Below are 15133 nucleotides of genomic sequence, written 5' to 3' on the forward strand. Positions count from 1 at the left end.
GCGGTGCCGGATGTCGGAGTGGGCCCGATCGCCCGCAGGGTCACTGCGTCCGGAGGTGACGGGCCGATCGCTCGCGGGGGGTCGGCCCCGCGCGGGGTGCCGCGGTGTCACTGCGTCGCGGTCGAGTTTGTACTTTGTCTGATGAATGAGAACATACGTAGACCCGTCCGTCAAGGAAACGCCGGACGGCTCCCGGTCGCATGCGAAAGGCCGCACCGGGGCGTCCCGGTGCGGTGATCGGCCCAGGTCGGGCCGCTAGGGAGCGGGGCCGGTCGAGGAGCCGCCGCGGCGGGTCAGCCGCCGACGATCGCCTGGGCCACGGCCATCCCGGCGTAGGCGGCGCCGAGCCCGGCGGCGAGCGACATCAGGGCGTTGAGCAGCGCGTAGGTCCCCGACCCGTTCTCGATCAGCCGGACGGTCTCGTACCCGAACGTCGAGTACGTGGTGAGCGCGCCGCAGAAGCCGGTGCCCGCGACGGCCATGACCCCGCTTCCCGGGGCCAGCTCGGTGAGCATGCCGAGCACCGCGCAGCCGACGATGTTGACGGTGAACGTCCCCCAGGGGAACACCGAGTCGTGGCGGGACTGGACCGCGCGGTCCGTCAGGTAGCGCAGCGGCGCGCCGAGCGCGGCGCCGAGGGCGACGAGCAGGACGGTCATTCCCCGCTCTCCTCCGTCTTCCCCGCCGCCCCCGTCTTCCCCGACCGGCCCGCGTAGCGGACGACCTCGACCGGGTCGAGGACGACGAGGCCCTCCTCGATAAGCTCGTCCAACTGGGGCAGGAACGCGCGGACCTTCTCCTCCGCGTCCACGATGACGATCGCGACCGGCAGGTCCTCGGTCAGCGACAGGATCCGGGACGTGTGCACGCGGCTGGACGTCCCGAACCCCTCGTACCCGCGCAGGACGGTCGCCCCGGCGAGCCCCGCCTCGTGGGCCCGGTGCACGATCTCGTGGTAGAGCGGCCGGTGGTGCCACTGGTCGTCCTCGCCGATGAGGACCGTCAGCCGGAGGGCCGAGCCGTGCAGCTTCATGCGTTCTCCTTACCCTCGTCGCCCGCGCCGCCGCCCTCGGCCGTCCCCGTCCCCGTCCGCGGGCGGGAGAGCAGCCGCGTCAGCCAGACCCCGGCCTGGACCGCGAGCAGCGCGCAGACGAGCGTCCCGAACAGGTAGAGCAGCGCGCTGCGGGCCGTCCCGTCCTCGACGCCCCGCTGCACCTCGACGAGCGCGGTGGAGAACGTCGTGTACCCGCCGAGGATCCCGACGCCGAGGAACGGCCGCACCAGCCGGTGCGCCCGCCACACCTCGGTGATCAGCACCATCAGCACGCCGATCAGCAGGCAGCCGGACACGTTGACCAGGAAGATCGCCCAGTCGAACGCGCCGGACCGGTGCGGGAGCGCGGTCGAGATCCCGTACCGCGCGAGCGCGCCGCAGACCCCGCCCGCGGAGATCGCGGCGAGCGTGGACCAGTGCTCGCGGCCGAGGTCCCACCGCCGCCGCGGCGGGACGCGCAGATCGAGGTCCGGGGCGGCGGACGGGGCCGCCTCCGGCCGGACGGGACGTGCGTCGGACACCGGACTCCTCCTACCAGCGTGCGCGAGAACCACTGGCAGGGACCGTCGACGGCCGATGCCGCGGTTTCTCCGCTCGGGCGAGCTGGAAGCGGCGAGCCCCACCGCCGCGGTCCCCGGCGTGCGGGAACCGCGTCCAAGCTTAGTCGCACCGCGCCGCGAAGCCCGGCGGGAGGCACCGGCGTCCGTCCGGTCCGGCGCCGAAATCCTTGATCAGCCGGGGCCGGCGGCCGATCCTGGAGGGACGCCGACGCGGTCGGCGGGGACCGGGAAGGGGGCGGCATGTCCGCGAGCCTCCCGCGCCGCCGCTGGTTCCGGCCCGCCGCCGCGGCCGTGGCGCTGCTGCTCATGTCCGGCTCGGCGCTGCCCGGCCGGACGGCCGAGGGCGGCCGGACGATCCGCGTGATGACCTTCAACCTGCGCGGCGCGGCCGACCCGCCGCCGCGCGACTGGCGCACCCGGCTGCCGCTGGTCGAGCGGCTGCTGCGGCGCCACGAACCGGACCTGCTCGGCGTCCAGGAGGCGCGCTGGCGGCAGATGCGCGACCTCGCCGCCGCGCTGCCGGACTACGGCTGGGTCGGCCTCGGCAGCCAGGGCGGCACCCGCGACCAGTTCCTGTCGGTCTTCTACCGCCGGGACCGGTTCGAGCTGCTCGACTTCGACCATTTCTGGCTGTCGAGCACGCCGAGCGTCATCGGCTCATCGACATGGGGCAATTCCTATGCGCGGATGGTGACGTGGGCCAAGCTCCGCGACCGGCGCACGGGCGCCGTCCTCTATCACCTCAACACGCATCTCGACAATAAGTCGGCGTATTCGCGGCTGCGCAGCGCGGAGCTGATACTCGACCGCGTCCGGAGGCTGCAGCGGGGAATTCCGGTGGTGCTCACCGGGGATTTCAATTCGGCGGCCGGGGCGTCACCGGCGTACACGGCCCTGACCGCGCCCGGCGCTTTCCGGGACACCTGGACGGCGGCTTCCCGGCACGGCCCGCAGTACCGCACCGACGCCCATTGGGAGCCGCCGGTGAAGGACGGCGAGCGCGTCGACTGGATCCTGTCGCGCGGCGCCGTGCGGACGGACTGGGCCGAGATCGACCCCTATCCCGCCGACGGCCGCTACGCGTCCGACCATGATCCGGTCGTCGCCCACCTGCGGATCGGCGCGGGCTGACGGCTCAGGTCGGCTGCCAGAGCCCGGGCGTGAGCTGCGGCTGCCAGTCGGCCTGCGACCGGTGCGCCTGGCGGCAGACGTAGCGGACGCCGTGGTAGGTCACCGCGTCGCCCTGGCGGTAGGCGACGCCGACCGCCCACGCGGGCGTACTCACCCGCCGCCCGGGCGGAGGCGTCGGCGGCCGGGTTCCGCTGGTCGGGACGGCGGACGGCGTCGCCGAAGGCGTCCGGGACGGCGTGGGCGAGCCGGACCTGCCGGGCGCCGCCGGGCCCGGCGGCACCCACGTCGACTCGGTGGGCGGGGCCGATTCCGGGACGGGTCCCTCGGACGCCGCGACGCCGGGCGCCGGGTCCGGGTCGGAGCGCGGCTGGAGTGCGGAGAAGAAGCCCACGAAGAGCACGATCGTCACGACGGCGCCGAGCACGGCGTAACCGAACCTGAACGTCCTCGGCGCGCGACCGCCACCGCGACCGCCACCGCGATCGCCGCGCCCGCGCTCCGGCGCGCTCCTGTGCACTCGACCCCCAGTTCCCGGTCGCGGAAGGACATGCCGCCGCGCCCGCCCGCCCGAGCGCCGACCATGGTCGCACATTCGCGCGGAGCGTGTCACCCGTCCCTTCGCCCGCGCCCCAGCACACTAGAACGGGAACATCGGCGGCGGGATATCGAGACCGGATGCGGTCGATGCCGTCCGCCGGAACGGAGGCCGGGGTGACTCGCTGTCCCTATGCGTTCACGGAGAAGTGCCCTGCTTTCCCGGACGGTTACGCGCGTATTTCGGCAATCCAAGGACGCGTTCCGCGATGAGGTTGCGATGCACTTCCGTCGTGCCCGCGTAGATGGCGGTGCCCTGGGCGAAGCGGTGCGCCCATTCGATGACGCCGTCCTCCAGGGCGCCGTCCGCGCCGCGCGCGACGAGCGCCTCCTGGCCGACGAGGTCGATGATGTCGGCCGAGTCGCGGATCAGCAGCTCGGACGCGAGCACCCGGCCCATCGGCGGCGGGGTGTTGCGGGACGCCTCCACGTCCAGCGCGACCTGCCCGAGCCTCGCGCGGACGATCGGGTCGTCGATGGGGCGCCCGCCGTCCGGCCGCCGCGCCGTCGACGCCCAGCGCAGCGTGTGCTCCAGCAGCCGCTCCAGCGTGTGGAGGTAGGTCTGCCCGGACGGGTTGATCTCCGCCAGCCCGTGGGCGTCGTCGCGTCCGATGCCGTGCTCGGCGCGCAGCGGCTCGGACAGGACGGTCCAGCCCTGGCCGCGCGGCCCGAGCCGGTAGTGGTCGGGGACCCGGACGTCCCCGTAGTAGACGACGTTCGTCCGCTCGCCGCCGAGCGTGTGGACGGGCCTGATCTCGACGCCCGGCGAGTCGAGCGGCACGAGGAACATCGTCAGCCCGCGGTGCTTCGGCGCGTCCGGGTCGCTGCGCGCGAGCAGGAAGCTGTACTGGCAGTTCTGCGCGCCGGTGGTGAACATCTTGGAGCCGGAGATCGTCCAGGTGTCGCCGTCCAGGACGGCCCTGGTGCGGGCCCCGGCGAGGTCGGAGCCGGTGTCGGGCTCGGTGTAGCCGAGGCAGACGCACACCTCTCCCCTGGCGATCCGGGGCAGCACGTCCGCCTTGAGGGCGTCGTTGGCGTACGCGCGGATGCCCGCCACCGACAGCCCGGTGGTGCCCTTGGTGATGCTGGGCGCCTCGCGGCGGCGCAGCTCCCGGTCCAGCAGGTGGACGCGCAGCGGGTCGAGCCCCGCGCCGCCCTCCTCGACCGGCCACGCCGGGAAGATCCAGCCCTTCGCGCCGAGCGCGCGGTGGAAGGCGCGGTTGTGGCCCGCGCCGGTCTCCCACTCCTCGTCGAGGACGTCCTGGGTGAGGTGCTCGTCGAGGAACGCGTCCACCTCCTTCACGAAGGCGGTGAGTTCCTCGTCCAGTTCGAGAACGCCGAAGTCCACGGGTCAGCCCTCCACACGGTCAGCGAGCAGGTCGCCGATGGCCGACAGCTCGGCCCTCGGATCGCCGGCGAGGACGCTCCAGCCCTTCGCCCGGCGGAAGTAGAGCTGGACGTCCGACTCGACGGTGAAGCCGAACCCGCCCTGGACGTGCGTGGCGACGGTCACCGCCTTCGTCGCGGCCTGGGCGGCGTACGCGAACGCCATCGGGACGAGCTCCGGCCGCGCGTCCGGCTCGTTCCCCGCGAACCAGGCCGCCTTGCGGGCGAGGTTGCGGGCGCCGACGACGCCGGTGTGCGCGTCGGCCAGCGCGTGGGAGATCGCCTGGAACGCGCCGATCGGCGTGTCGAACGCCGTGCGGTCCTTGACGAAGTCGAGCCCGAGCGCGAGCGCGCCCTCGCCGATCCCGGACAGGGCGGCGGCGGTGAGCAGCTTCCACTCGCGCACGGCCGCCGCGTACAGCGAGCGGGCCCGGTCCCCCTCGGCGAGCACGGCGCCCCCGCCGGACGGCGGGCTCCACCACGCGACCGGGGCGCGTCCCTGGTTCGCGACCAGCGGCGCGGGCTCGCCCTCGTACAGGACGAGGTCCCCGCCGGTCAGCGCGACGACCGCGCCCGTGACCGCCCCGGCCGGGACGAGCTGCCGCGCGCCGTCGGGCGCGACGGGATGGAGCGCGAGCGTCGGGAACCGGCCGTCCTCCAGGGCGCCGCCGATCCACGTCCGCGCCACGTCGGGCGCGGCCGCCGCGAGCAGCCGCAGCGCGGTGGACGCCTCGGTCAGCGGGACGGGCGCGACGTGGCGGCCCGCCGCCTCGGCCACGAGGACGAGGTCGAGCGGCGCCGCGCCGCCGCCGCCGAGCGCCTCGGGCAGTCCCATCGTGGCGGCCCCGGTCCGGACGAGCGACCGCCACAGCCCCTCGTCGTGGCCGAGCGGCTCGGCCTCCCGGACCCGGGAGCTCGGGCACTCCCGGGCGAAGAGCTCGGCGAAGGCGGCCTGCACGTCCGCCTGCTCCTCGCCGAGCGAGTAGTCGTTGCGTCTGAGCTCCGGGCGGTGCGCTGTCGCTGTCGTCACGGGCATCTCCCTTCCGGCGCGAACGCCGTGAATCAGCCGGTCGTCGTGTGGTCCGCGGCGCGGCCGTCCACCCGGACGCGGCGCCGCGCGAACCGCCAGCGGCCTCCGGCGAGGACGTACTCGTCCTGGTAGCGGCCCCAGTGGTCGAGGCCGTGCGCCATCAGGACCTGGAAGTAGGCGCGGCCCCGCGCCCGCCCGCGGTCGAGCAGGTCGATCTGGTGGGTGCTCACGAAGTGCCGCACGTAGGGCGGGGCGCCGCGGCCGTCGGCGGCGGTCCGCCAGCGGTCCCGGGCGCCGGTGAAGATCGTGGCGATCTCGTCCCGGCCCCGGTACGCGCGGCCGTCGCCGATCTCCATCGCGGCGTCCGGCGCGAACAGCTCCATGAGGTCGTCGAAGCGTCCGGCGTCCCCGTAGGCGTTGTAGCGCGCGACGAGGTCGCGGACGGCCTCCCGCGCCGCCGCCTCCCACGGCTCCATCAGCGGTTCCGCTCGGGGGCCCGCCACGGGTCGTGCTCGGGCGGCTCGTCGGTGAGCCGGAACTGCGGCAGCGCGAGCCCGTCGTCGAGCTTCGTGAAGCACACGCGCACCCGCAGGCCGATCGCCACGTTCGCCTCGTCCTCCGGGCGGGACGGGTCGTCCCGCGCCACCAGGTTCGCGATCTTGCGCAGCGAGACGGACTCGTCCTCGCGGCCGCCGCGCCACGGGACGCCGCGCTGCTCGTCCAGCTCGACGAGCACCACCGGGTACGGCACCCAGTCGGCGAAGGCGGGGCTCACCGCCCGCGCGACGACCTGGTAGCTGTAGATCACGCCGGTGCCGGCGACCGGCTCCCACGCCCAGTCCAGGCAGGTGCAGAACGGGCAGGCGGCGCCGATCTGCCCGCGCAGCAGGCCGCACTCCGCGCAGCGCTGCACGACCAGCTCGCCGCGCCCGGCCGCCTCGAAGTACCCGGCGTGCTCCGGGTCCGCCGCGACGTCGAACCCCTTGTAGACCGCCACCGCTACCTCCTCATGATCAGCGCGCTGGACACCGCCGGGGTCCCCCAGCCCATGTTCATCGCGAGCTCCACGTCCCTGACCTGGCGGCAGCCGCCCTCGGCGTGGTCGTAGGTGTGCTCGCCCTCGCGCCACCCCGGGCACGAGTCGTCGGCCTGGTGGCGCAGCTGCCGGACGTTCTCGATCACCAGGTTCATGCCGTGCGTGTAGCCCTCGCAGAGCTGCCCGCCGCTGGTGTTGTTGGGACGCGCCCCGCCGAGCTCGATCGTCCCGCCGGAGACGTACTCGCCGCCCTCGCCCTCCGCGCAGAACCCGTACCCCTCGAACAGCAGGACGGGCGTGAAGGTGAACGCGTCGTAGCACCCGGTGAGCTGGATGTCGGCGGGCTCCACCCCGGCGTTGCGGAACGCGATCCGGCCGCCGTAGTACCCGGCCTGCCGGGTGATCGGGTCGCACTGGTAGTGGGCGAGCGGGTCCTGGTAGGGCTTGTTGGCCCGTCCCGTCACGGACATGATGTACGCCGGGCGCTGCCGCAGGTCGCGCGCCCGGTCCGCGGACGTCACGATCACGCAGGTCGCGTTGTCGGTCTCGACGCAGCAGTCAAGCAGGTGGCAGGCGGGCTTGACGATCCACCGCGAGTCGAGCACGTCGTCGACCGTCACCCGCTTGCGGTAGTACGCCCTCGGGTTGTTCGACGCGTGCTTGGCGTGCGCGACCTTCACGGCGGCGAGCTGCTCGCTGGTCGTCCCGTAGGTCTGCATGTGCCGCGCGAACGTGAACTGGAAGCGCTGCGCCGGGCTGCTGACGCCGTAGGGCGTCGTGTCGAGCGCGTCGCCCACCAGCCGGGCCGGGCCCGGGCCGGACGGGGCGGGGCGCCCGCCCATCCGCAGCGACGAGTAGCCGTTCATCGACCGGAACACCGCGACCGTGCGGCACATCCCCGCCTCGATCGCGCCCATCGCCAGCCCGATGATCGTCTCGGTGCTGGAGCCGCCGCCGTAGGTGTCGGTGTAGAAGTTGAGCCGGATGCCGAGGTCCGTCGCGATCGTCTGGGACAGCGTCGAGTCGCCGACCTGGTAGCAGAGCATGCCGTCGACGTCCGTCGCGTCCAGCCCGGCGTCGGCCATCGCGGCGCGGACGGCCTCCACGCCCATGCTCCGCGTGCTGCGCCCGGAGCCGCGGACGTAGGCGGTCTCCCCCACCCCGACGATGCAGTACTTGTCCTTGAGCCCGCCCATCAGCCGTCTCCCGTCCGCGCGATCACCTCGTCGGCGAAGCGCTTGATGCCGTCCAGAACGTCCTCCTTGGTGGCCCGGCCCGCGTCACTGTGGGGGGACGACCCCCCACGCCCCCCGGAACGGCCCGCGTCATTGTGGGGGGACGACCCCCCACGCCCCCCGGAACGGCCCGTATGGCCGCGGACGGGCGCGGCGACGACGCGCGTCACGCCGAGCTCCGCCGCGCGGCGGACGGTGTCGAGGTCGCCGGGCAGGCTGCACGTGACCTCGAACGGCTCGTCCGTCCGCCCGGCCTCGGCGCGGGCCGCGCGGACGACCGCGAGCATGCGGGCGACGTCGTCGAGGTCCCGCGCGCCGATCTCGATCCAGCCGTCGCCGAGCCGCCCCGCGCGGCGCAGCGCGGGCGGGGACGTCCCGCCGACCTCGATCGGGATGCCGCGCCCCGCGCCGTACCGCTGCACCGGCTTCGGCTCGAACGCCACCGGCCCGAACGCGTAGTGCCGCCCCTTGTGCTCGACCGTCTCCTCGCTCCACAGCCTGCGCAGCAGCGGGATGACCTCGTCCGTGCGGTCGCCGCGGTCGTGGAACGACATGCCGACGGCGCCGAACTCCTCCGCCAGCCAGCCGACCCCGACGCCGAGCGTGACCCGTCCGCCCGACACCCGGTCGAGCGTCACCACCGAGCGCGCGGTGATCACCGGGTGCCGCAGCGGCAGGACGTACACGTTCGTGGCGAGCCGGATCCGCTCGGTCGACGCCGCGATCGCCGCGAGCACCACCCACGGGTCGTACATGGGGGTGCGCGGCTCGATCGGCGGCCGGCCGTCCGCGGTGTAGAGGTAGGTCGAGGGCAGCTCCGCCGGGAGCACCAGGTGCTCGGGGACCCACACCGACTCGTAGCCGTTCTCCTCCGCGACCCGCGCGGCCTCCGGCTGGTGCCGCGGGCTCAGCCCGTACATCGGCAGACCGAACTTCATGTCCCGTTCCTCCCGTGCGACAGCGCGCACCGCGATCATATATCTACCAGACGGTTGGTTGACTAGAGGCGATCGCGAATGGCATCGTGAAGGCGATCCGGCCGACCGTGACGCGAGTACGAGGCGAGGACGAGACATGCCGACAGCACGCACCTTCCAGACCCCGACGCCGGTTCCGGAGGCCATCGCGACGGTGCTCGCCGAGGCGGGGATCGACATCGTCTTCGGCGTCCCGGGCGGCGAGACCGGCAAGATCTTCAACGCGCTGGAGAAGTACCGCGACACGATCCGGACGGTCGTCGTCCGGCAGGAGTCGCTCGCCAGCGCCATGGCCGAGGTGTACGGGCGGCTGACCGGGCGCCCCGGCGTCCTCATCGGGCAGGGCCCGTGGGTGCTCGGCTACGGCATCATCGGCACGCTGGAGGCGCACCTGTCGTCCAGCCCGATGCTGCTGCTCACCGACTTCTCCGACGGCGCCGGGCTCACCCAGCACGGCTCCTACCAGACCGGCACAGGCGAGTACGGCAACTGGGACGCCAGGCAGAGCTTCGCGGGCGTCACCAAGCAGGTCGTCGAGGCGCGCGGCGCGGCCGAGGCGGTGCACGGCACCCAGCTCGCGATCCGGCACGCGCTGAGCGGCGAGCCGGGACCGGTCGCCGTCGTCTACTCGGGCGCGGCGCTCACCGGGACGGTCGGGCCCGACTCGCGTCCCCGCCTCTACCCGACCGCCGGGTACGTTCCGCAGCCCCCGCCGCCCGCCCACGCGGAGCGTGTCGAGGCGGCGGCGCGGGCGGTCGCGGCGGCGCGGGCGCCGGTGGTGGTCGCCGGGAACGGCGTGCGGATCGGCCGGGCCGAGGACGCGCTGCGCCGGTTCGCCGAGGCCCTGGACGCGCCCGTCGTGACGACGCCGTCCGGAAAGGGCTGCGTCGCCGAGACGCACGACCTCGCGCTCGGCGTGTTCGGCACCTTCGGCGTCCCGGCCGCGAACGCGGCCGTCGCGGGCGCCGACCTCGTCGTCGCGGTCGGGACCAAGCTGAGCTCCGGCGACACGGCCATGGAGAACCCGGCGCTGCTCGACCCGGAGCGGCAGACGCTCGTCCACCTGGACGTCGAGCCGCTGAACGCGGGACGCGCGTTCCCGAGCGAGCACGTCCTGCTCGGCGACGCCGCCGCGACCCTGAACGCGCTCACCGGCGCGCTCGACGGGAGCCCGACCGGGCGCGGCCGGGAGCGGGCGGCGGCGCTGCGCGACGAGCACGGCCACTTCGACCACCCGGCCGCGACGTCCGACGCCGTGCCGATCATGCCGCAGCGGCTGATCGCCGAGCTGTCCCGGGCGATCGGCGACGACGGCATCGTGACCTGCGACGCGGGCGAGAACCGGATCTTCATGACGCACTACTACCGGACGCCGAACGCGGGCGGCTTCCTGCAGGCGGCCGGGGTCGGGCCGATGGGCTACGCGATCCCGTCCGCGCTCGGCGCGAAGCTCGTCCACCCGGGCCGCCGGGTCGCCGCGGTGACCGGCGACGGCGGCTTCGCGATGGCGATGAACGGCCTGATGACGGCGGTCGAGCACCGCATCCCCATCGTCACCGTCGTGTTCAACAACGCGGCGCTCGGCTGGGTGGTGCACGGCGGCTCGTCCGTCTCGCACTTCGACGACTTCGACCACGCGGCCATCGCGCGGTCGATGGGCTGCCAGGGGATCCGCGTGGAGGACCCGGCGGACCTCGGGGCGGCGCTGCGCGCCGCGTTCGCCGAGGACGCGCGCCCGACCGTCGTGGACGTGCGGATCTCGATGGAGACCTCGTTCCGGGACGTGACGTCCCCCCTGGTGCGCGGTTGAGGAGGAACCCCATGCCCGTGGCCTCGACGAACGCCTGCGCGCGCGACCAGCGCTGCCCCCGCTGGTGCGCCCTGGACCACTCCGGGACGCGGACGGCGCTGCTGCACGAGAGCGAGGCACAGGGGCTCCCGCTCTCGCACCGGCACGACGTCCGGCTGCCCGAGTCGGTGGACCTGCGGGTCGTCCAGTACGGGCCGGACGAGCCGGGCGGGGACGCCGTCCCGCCGTCGGTGGAGCTGACCTACCACGTCGGGTCCCGCTACCGGGTGATCGGGCTCTCGGCCGCCGAGGCGCGGCGCCTCGCCGGGATGCTGCTGGCCTGCGCCGCCCACGCGGACGACACCGCGGACTGACCCCCGCGTCGAGCTCGTCCGTCGAGCTCGTCGAGCGACGGCCGCCGCCGGATCCCTCCGGCGGCGGCCGTCGCGTCGCGGCGCCGGGACTAGGGGGCTGGAGCCTCGGCGACGTCCTTCAGGGCGGGCTTCACCGGCGGGGCGGTGCGCCAGTCCGGCACGCCGTGCTCGGGCGTGGCGACGATGCTCTGCCCCTTGGTCTCGTTCGACCAGTGCGCGTGGTTCAGCTCGTGCAGCGTGAAGCAGGCGTTGAGCGAGTTGTAGAAGCCCATGTTGTCGACGGTCTGGTTCACCGACTCCTTGATGAGCAGCGCGGCCATGGTGGGGAGTTGGGCGATGCGGCGGGCCAGCGCGAGCGTGTCGTCCGCGAGCCGGTCCGGCGCGAAGACCTTGCTGACCATGCCGAGCCGGTGCGCCTCGTGGACGTCGATCGAGTCGCCGGTGAGCAGCAGCTCCTTGGCCTTGCGCGGGCCGAACTCCCACGGGTGGCCGAAGTACTCGACGCCGCACATGCCGAGCCGGGTGCCGACCACGTCCGCGAACCTCACGTCCTCGTCGGCGACGATCAGGTCGCAGGCCCACATCAGCATCAGCCCGGCCGCGTAGACGGTGCCGTGCACCTGGGCGATCGTGATCTTGCGGAGGTTGCGCCAGCGGCGGGTGTTCTCGAAGAAGTAGTGCCACTCCTGGAGCATCATCTTCTCGATGCCGGTCCGCGAACCGCCGTTGATCTTCGTGGTGGGGTGCTGGTCCGGGCCGGGGCCGTACTCCGCGCGGGACTCCGCGGAGCCGATGTCGTGGCCGGAGGAGAACATCGGCCCCGCCCCGCCGAGGATGACCACGCGGACGTTGTCGTCGCGCTCGGCGCGCATGAACGCCTCGTCCAGCTCGACGAGCAGGCCCCGGCTCTGCGCGTTGCGGGTCTTCGGCCGGTTCAGCAGGATCCGGACGATCGTCCCGCCGTCGAGCTCCTCGTAGGTGACGAACCTGTAGTCGGATGAGCCGTTCGAATGGGCTGCGGTCACGGCATGCTCTCTTCCTGGTCGCCGAGCAGCTCCGCGCGCAGCTCGCGGCGGAGCAGCTTGCCCGTGTCGGTGTAGGGCAGTCCGGTGCGGAATGCCACGTGTTCGGGGGTGCGGGACGAGCGCAGCCGCGCCCGCACCCAGTCCTTGAGCCCGGCCGCGTCGGGCGCGTGCCCGTCGCGGAGCACGACCGCCGCGACGACCCGCTCGCCCCACTCGGTGTCGGGGAGCCCGACCACGGCGGCGTCGGCGACGGCGGGGTGCGCGGCGAGGACGTCCTCGATCTCGCCGGGCGAGATGTTCTCCCCGCCGCGGACGATCACGTCGTCGAGCCGTCCCTCGACGTACAGGTAGCCGGCGTCGTCGAGGCGGCCCTCGTCGCGGGTGGGGAACCAGCCGTCCGCGCGGATCGCGCGCCGGTCCAGGTACTCGCCCGCGACCTGCTCGCCGCGCACCCAGATCTCCCCGGCCCGCCCGGCGGGCAGCGGCCGCCCGGACGGGTCGCGGATCTCGACCTCGACCGACGGGACCGGCACGCCCACCGAGCCGAGCCGCCGCCGGACGTCCGGGTCCTCGCCGCCGAGCGCGGCGCGGTGGTCGTCCGGGCCGAGCACGGCGATCGTCGAGCTGGTCTCCGTCAGCCCGTAGGCGTTGACGAAGTCGACGTGCGGCAGCAGCCGCATCGCCCGCTCGATCACCGGGACCGGCATCCGGCCGCCGCCGTAGGACAGCGCGCGGAGGGCGGGCAGCGGGCGGCCGCCCGCGGGCAGCGCGTCGAGGATCCGGCCGAGCATCGTCGGGACGACCATCGCGTGCGTGACCCGCTCCTCGGCGGCGAGCCGCACCCATTCGCGCGGGTCGAACGACGGGAGCTGGACGATCCGCCGCCCCGCGTACACCGAGGTCAGGACCGCCGAGACGCCCGCGATGTGGTACGGCGGGACGCTCACCAGCGTGGCCTCGTCCTCCCCCGCGCCCATGAACTCGACCGTGGACACCACGTACGACGCGAGGTGCCGGTGCCGCAGCACGGCGGCCTTCGGCTCGCCCGTGGTGCCGCTCGTGAACAGCAGCACCGCGACGCCCTCGGGGTCGGGCGCGTCCTCGTCGGCGGGCGCGGTCCCGGCGACCGCCTTGAGGAAGGTCTCGGTGTCGGCCTGGACGAGGCCGTCCGGCGACGTCCGGACGCGGTCGGCGAAGGCGGCGTCGGCCACCGCGACGCCGGGGACGACGCGGCGCAGCACGGCGGCGAGCCGCTCGTCCGCCAGCCGGTAGTTCAGCGGGACCATCGGCACGCGGGCGAACGCGGCGCCGAACAGCAGCAGCGGCACGGCCGGGGAGTTCACGCCGACGAGGACCGCGTGGTCCGCGCCGCGTCCGGCGAGCCACCCCCCGGCGCGCCGGGACAGCTCGTACAGCCTCGCGTAGGTCAGCGCCTCGGCCGGTCCGCCGTGCCGGGGGCCGAGCGCGACGCGGCCGCCGAAGCCCTCGGCGGCCATCCGCAGCAGGAGTGCGACGTCCATCGGGCCCCGCTCAGTCGGAGGACGGGAGCGGCTTGGCGTCCTTGATCCCGAGCGGCTCGTCCGCCACGGCGAGCGACCCGGCGCCCGGCTTCGTGCACAGCAGCTCGAAGCTGCCGTCCGCGTCGACGTAGCGCTTGCCGAGCAGCACCCCGGCGGCGAAGCCGGAGTCGGGCGCGGCCCCCTCCGGCGCGGGCTCGTCGATCCCGAGCATCGGCCGCCCGCCGCACCGCAGGTCCACCTCCCCGCCGCTCGACCGGACCACCACGACCTCCGCTTCGCACACCGCGCTGCGCAGCCGCGAGCCGATTCTCAGAATCATGGAAGACCCTCCCCGACCGGCGCGAACCCGGTCTACGGCAGTACATCAGGCACTCTGTAAACAACCAACCGTCTGGTAGATATGTTAGGGCCGGGCGAGCGGAATCGCCAGGGCCGGGCGAGGAGAGGGAGCGGAACGTTGTTCGAGATCGGCAGGTTCTACCACGCGATCCACATGGTGTCCGACCTGGACGCCGCCGACGACTGGTACGACCGGGTGTTCGGCGTCGAGCGCTTCTACAAGGGCCACCTGGCCGTGGAGAAGCGGGACGCCTCGCTCGTCGTCATCGCCGACTTCGTGATGGAGCCGATGATGTCCAGCCGGCTGCCGGGCGCCGAGGCGACGCCCGTCGGCCGGTTCTACGCGAGGTTCGGCCAGCACCTGCACTCGCTGGCCTGGTACGTCACGGACCTGCGCGGCCTGTACGAGCGGCTGCGGTCGGCGGGCGTCCGGGTCACCGGGCCGGGCGGCGGCGACATGGAGTCGGGCGAGTTCCCCGGCTCCCTCTACACCCATCCGAGGGACAGCCACGGCGCCATCGAGTTCGTGGACGCCGGGGCCGTGAGCGGGCTGGTCGACCCCCGGCTCCGTCCCGGGTTCTCGACCAGGTACTGGAGCGACGGGCACCCGCTGGGCGTCGAGCGCGTCTCGCACCTGACGGTCGTCGTCCGCGACCTGGAGCCCGCCGTCGCCTTCTACGCGGGCACCCTCGGCGGCGAGGTCCTGCGCCGGGGCGCCGGGACGGACGGCGCCGACAGCGCGTTCGTCCTCGTCGGCGCGGACACGGTCATCGAGCTGGCCCGCCCGGACGGCGAGCGCGGCCCGGCGGGGCGCGACCTCGCCCGCAACGGCGAGATCCTCCACTCGGTCACGTTCAAGGTCCGGTCGCTCGCCGCCGCGCGCAAGCACCTCAGCGCGTGCGGGGTGCGGATCGCGGACGAGTCGTCCGGTGAGCTGCTGCTGGAGCCGGACGACTGCTTCGGCGCCGTCCTGCGGCTGGCCGAGACCGCGGCCCTGGAGCCCGCCGGGGGCTGAGCCCGTCGCGGCCGTGCCGCCGTCCCCCCTCCTGACGGCGGCACGGCCGCGCGGCGGCCGCGGACCGG

17 protein-coding genes are annotated in these 15133 nt (G+C 74.1%); 4 read left to right on the forward strand and 13 right to left on the reverse strand.

The window, feature by feature from the left end:
• Positions 1-293: 293 nt before the first annotated feature.
• Genes crcB through ACH01S_RS09250 form a run of 3 tightly spaced genes read right to left on the reverse strand, consistent with a single transcriptional unit; the run spans position 294 to position 1575 of the window.
• Positions 294-659 carry a fluoride efflux transporter CrcB gene (crcB, locus tag ACH01S_RS09240; protein ID WP_067887902.1) on the reverse strand — a complete coding sequence of 122 codons (366 nt, stop codon included), beginning with the start codon at positions 657-659 and terminating at the stop codon, positions 294-296.
• On the reverse strand, positions 656-1033 hold the full coding sequence (locus ACH01S_RS09245) for a DUF190 domain-containing protein (protein WP_067887905.1): 378 nt from the start codon (positions 1031-1033) through the stop codon (positions 656-658). Before ACH01S_RS09245 ends, crcB begins: the two co-directional genes overlap by 4 nt.
• Positions 1030-1575 carry a fluoride efflux transporter FluC gene (locus ACH01S_RS09250; protein WP_067887908.1) on the reverse strand — a complete coding sequence of 182 codons (546 nt, stop codon included), beginning with the start codon at positions 1573-1575 and terminating at the stop codon, positions 1030-1032. The genes ACH01S_RS09245 and ACH01S_RS09250 overlap by 4 nt, the downstream gene beginning before the upstream one ends.
• Before the next feature lie 279 nt (positions 1576-1854).
• Here ACH01S_RS09250 and ACH01S_RS09255 point away from each other — a divergent pair, with 279 nt between their 5' ends.
• Entirely contained in the window at positions 1855-2745 is an 891-nt protein-coding gene (locus ACH01S_RS09255) for an endonuclease/exonuclease/phosphatase family protein (RefSeq protein WP_067887911.1), read from the forward strand.
• 4 nt (positions 2746-2749) lie between these two features.
• Here ACH01S_RS09255 and ACH01S_RS09260 read toward each other — a convergent pair whose 3' ends face one another.
• The 7 genes from ACH01S_RS09260 to ACH01S_RS09290 form a co-directional block, all read right to left on the reverse strand.
• Positions 2750-3169 (reverse strand): carbohydrate-binding protein, encoded by a 420-nt coding sequence (locus ACH01S_RS09260; RefSeq protein ID WP_067887914.1) that lies wholly within the window; start codon positions 3167-3169, stop codon positions 2750-2752.
• Between the two features lie 309 nt (positions 3170-3478).
• The gene (locus ACH01S_RS09265; protein ID WP_067887917.1) at positions 3479-4687 is read right to left on the reverse strand and encodes an acyl-CoA dehydrogenase family protein; all 1209 of its coding nucleotides are present in this window, start codon (positions 4685-4687) and stop codon (positions 3479-3481) included.
• Between the two features lie 3 nt (positions 4688-4690).
• The gene (locus tag ACH01S_RS09270) at positions 4691-5755 is read right to left on the reverse strand and encodes an acyl-CoA dehydrogenase family protein (protein WP_169809235.1); all 1065 of its coding nucleotides are present in this window, start codon (positions 5753-5755) and stop codon (positions 4691-4693) included.
• A 32-nt stretch (positions 5756-5787) separates the two neighbouring features.
• On the reverse strand, positions 5788-6231 hold the full coding sequence (locus ACH01S_RS09275; protein WP_067888502.1) for a nuclear transport factor 2 family protein: 444 nt from the start codon (positions 6229-6231) through the stop codon (positions 5788-5790).
• Positions 6231-6752: a Zn-ribbon domain-containing OB-fold protein gene (locus ACH01S_RS44360; protein WP_067887923.1), complete on the reverse strand. Its 522-nt coding sequence runs from the start codon at positions 6750-6752 to the stop codon at positions 6231-6233. Before ACH01S_RS44360 ends, ACH01S_RS09275 begins: the two co-directional genes overlap by 1 nt.
• A 2-nt stretch (positions 6753-6754) precedes the next feature.
• A complete protein-coding gene (locus tag ACH01S_RS44365; protein ID WP_067887926.1) occupies positions 6755-7987 on the reverse strand; it encodes a thiolase C-terminal domain-containing protein in 1233 nt (410 codons plus the stop codon).
• Positions 7987-8964 carry an LLM class F420-dependent oxidoreductase gene (locus ACH01S_RS09290; protein ID WP_067887929.1) on the reverse strand — a complete coding sequence of 326 codons (978 nt, stop codon included), beginning with the start codon at positions 8962-8964 and terminating at the stop codon, positions 7987-7989. Before ACH01S_RS09290 ends, ACH01S_RS44365 begins: the two co-directional genes overlap by 1 nt.
• A 136-nt stretch (positions 8965-9100) precedes the next feature.
• Here ACH01S_RS09290 and ACH01S_RS09295 point away from each other — a divergent pair, with 136 nt between their 5' ends.
• Both ACH01S_RS09295 and ACH01S_RS09300 read left to right on the forward strand, forming a co-directional pair.
• A complete protein-coding gene (locus tag ACH01S_RS09295; protein WP_067887931.1) occupies positions 9101-10813 on the forward strand; it encodes a thiamine pyrophosphate-binding protein in 1713 nt (570 codons plus the stop codon).
• Between the two features lie 11 nt (positions 10814-10824).
• Entirely contained in the window at positions 10825-11166 is a 342-nt protein-coding gene (locus ACH01S_RS09300; RefSeq protein WP_067887934.1) for a DUF6907 domain-containing protein, read from the forward strand.
• 89 nt (positions 11167-11255) lie between these two features.
• Here ACH01S_RS09300 and ACH01S_RS43315 read toward each other — a convergent pair whose 3' ends face one another.
• The 3 genes from ACH01S_RS43315 to ACH01S_RS09315 are packed head-to-tail and all read right to left on the reverse strand — an operon-like array spanning position 11256 to position 14030.
• Complete coding sequence (locus ACH01S_RS43315; RefSeq protein WP_067887937.1) at positions 11256-12191, reverse strand: enoyl-CoA hydratase; 936 nt, start codon at positions 12189-12191, stop codon at positions 11256-11258.
• Positions 12188-13711: a class I adenylate-forming enzyme family protein gene (locus ACH01S_RS43320; RefSeq protein WP_067887940.1), complete on the reverse strand. Its 1524-nt coding sequence runs from the start codon at positions 13709-13711 to the stop codon at positions 12188-12190. The genes ACH01S_RS43315 and ACH01S_RS43320 overlap by 4 nt, the downstream gene beginning before the upstream one ends.
• A 10-nt stretch (positions 13712-13721) precedes the next feature.
• On the reverse strand, positions 13722-14030 hold the full coding sequence (locus tag ACH01S_RS09315; RefSeq protein ID WP_067887943.1) for a hypothetical protein: 309 nt from the start codon (positions 14028-14030) through the stop codon (positions 13722-13724).
• Between the two features lie 138 nt (positions 14031-14168).
• On the opposite strand from ACH01S_RS09315, the gene ACH01S_RS09320 reads away from it, so the two are divergent.
• A complete protein-coding gene (locus ACH01S_RS09320; RefSeq protein ID WP_169809236.1) occupies positions 14169-15065 on the forward strand; it encodes a VOC family protein in 897 nt (298 codons plus the stop codon).
• Positions 15066-15133 lie beyond the last annotated feature (68 nt).

Origin of the sequence: Actinomadura chibensis NBRC 106107 (assembly GCF_001552135.1) — a bacterium.
In the GTDB taxonomy this organism is placed as follows: Bacteria; Actinomycetota; Actinomycetes; order Streptosporangiales; family Streptosporangiaceae; genus Spirillospora; species Spirillospora chibensis.

What these genes read in the sequence shown, in the direction of transcription:
- ACH01S_RS09275 (WP_067888502.1), bottom strand. Translation starts at nt 6,231, where the DNA reads ATGGAGCCGTGGGAGGCGGCGGCGCGGGAGGCCGTCCGCGACCTCGTC.
- ACH01S_RS09300 (WP_067887934.1), top strand. Translation starts at nt 10,825, where the DNA reads ATGCCCGTGGCCTCGACGAACGCCTGCGCGCGCGACCAGCGCTGCCCC.
- ACH01S_RS09255 (WP_067887911.1), top strand. Translation starts at nt 1,855, where the DNA reads ATGTCCGCGAGCCTCCCGCGCCGCCGCTGGTTCCGGCCCGCCGCCGCG.
- ACH01S_RS09290 (WP_067887929.1), bottom strand. Translation starts at nt 8,964, where the DNA reads ATGAAGTTCGGTCTGCCGATGTACGGGCTGAGCCCGCGGCACCAGCCG.
- crcB (WP_067887902.1), bottom strand. Translation starts at nt 659, where the DNA reads ATGACCGTCCTGCTCGTCGCCCTCGGCGCCGCGCTCGGCGCGCCGCTG.
- ACH01S_RS09315 (WP_067887943.1), bottom strand. Translation starts at nt 14,030, where the DNA reads ATGATTCTGAGAATCGGCTCGCGGCTGCGCAGCGCGGTGTGCGAAGCG.
- ACH01S_RS09245 (WP_067887905.1), bottom strand. Translation starts at nt 1,033, where the DNA reads ATGAAGCTGCACGGCTCGGCCCTCCGGCTGACGGTCCTCATCGGCGAG.
- ACH01S_RS09295 (WP_067887931.1), top strand. Translation starts at nt 9,101, where the DNA reads ATGCCGACAGCACGCACCTTCCAGACCCCGACGCCGGTTCCGGAGGCC.
- ACH01S_RS44365 (WP_067887926.1), bottom strand. Translation starts at nt 7,987, where the DNA reads ATGGGCGGGCTCAAGGACAAGTACTGCATCGTCGGGGTGGGGGAGACC.
- ACH01S_RS43320 (WP_067887940.1), bottom strand. Translation starts at nt 13,711, where the DNA reads ATGGACGTCGCACTCCTGCTGCGGATGGCCGCCGAGGGCTTCGGCGGC.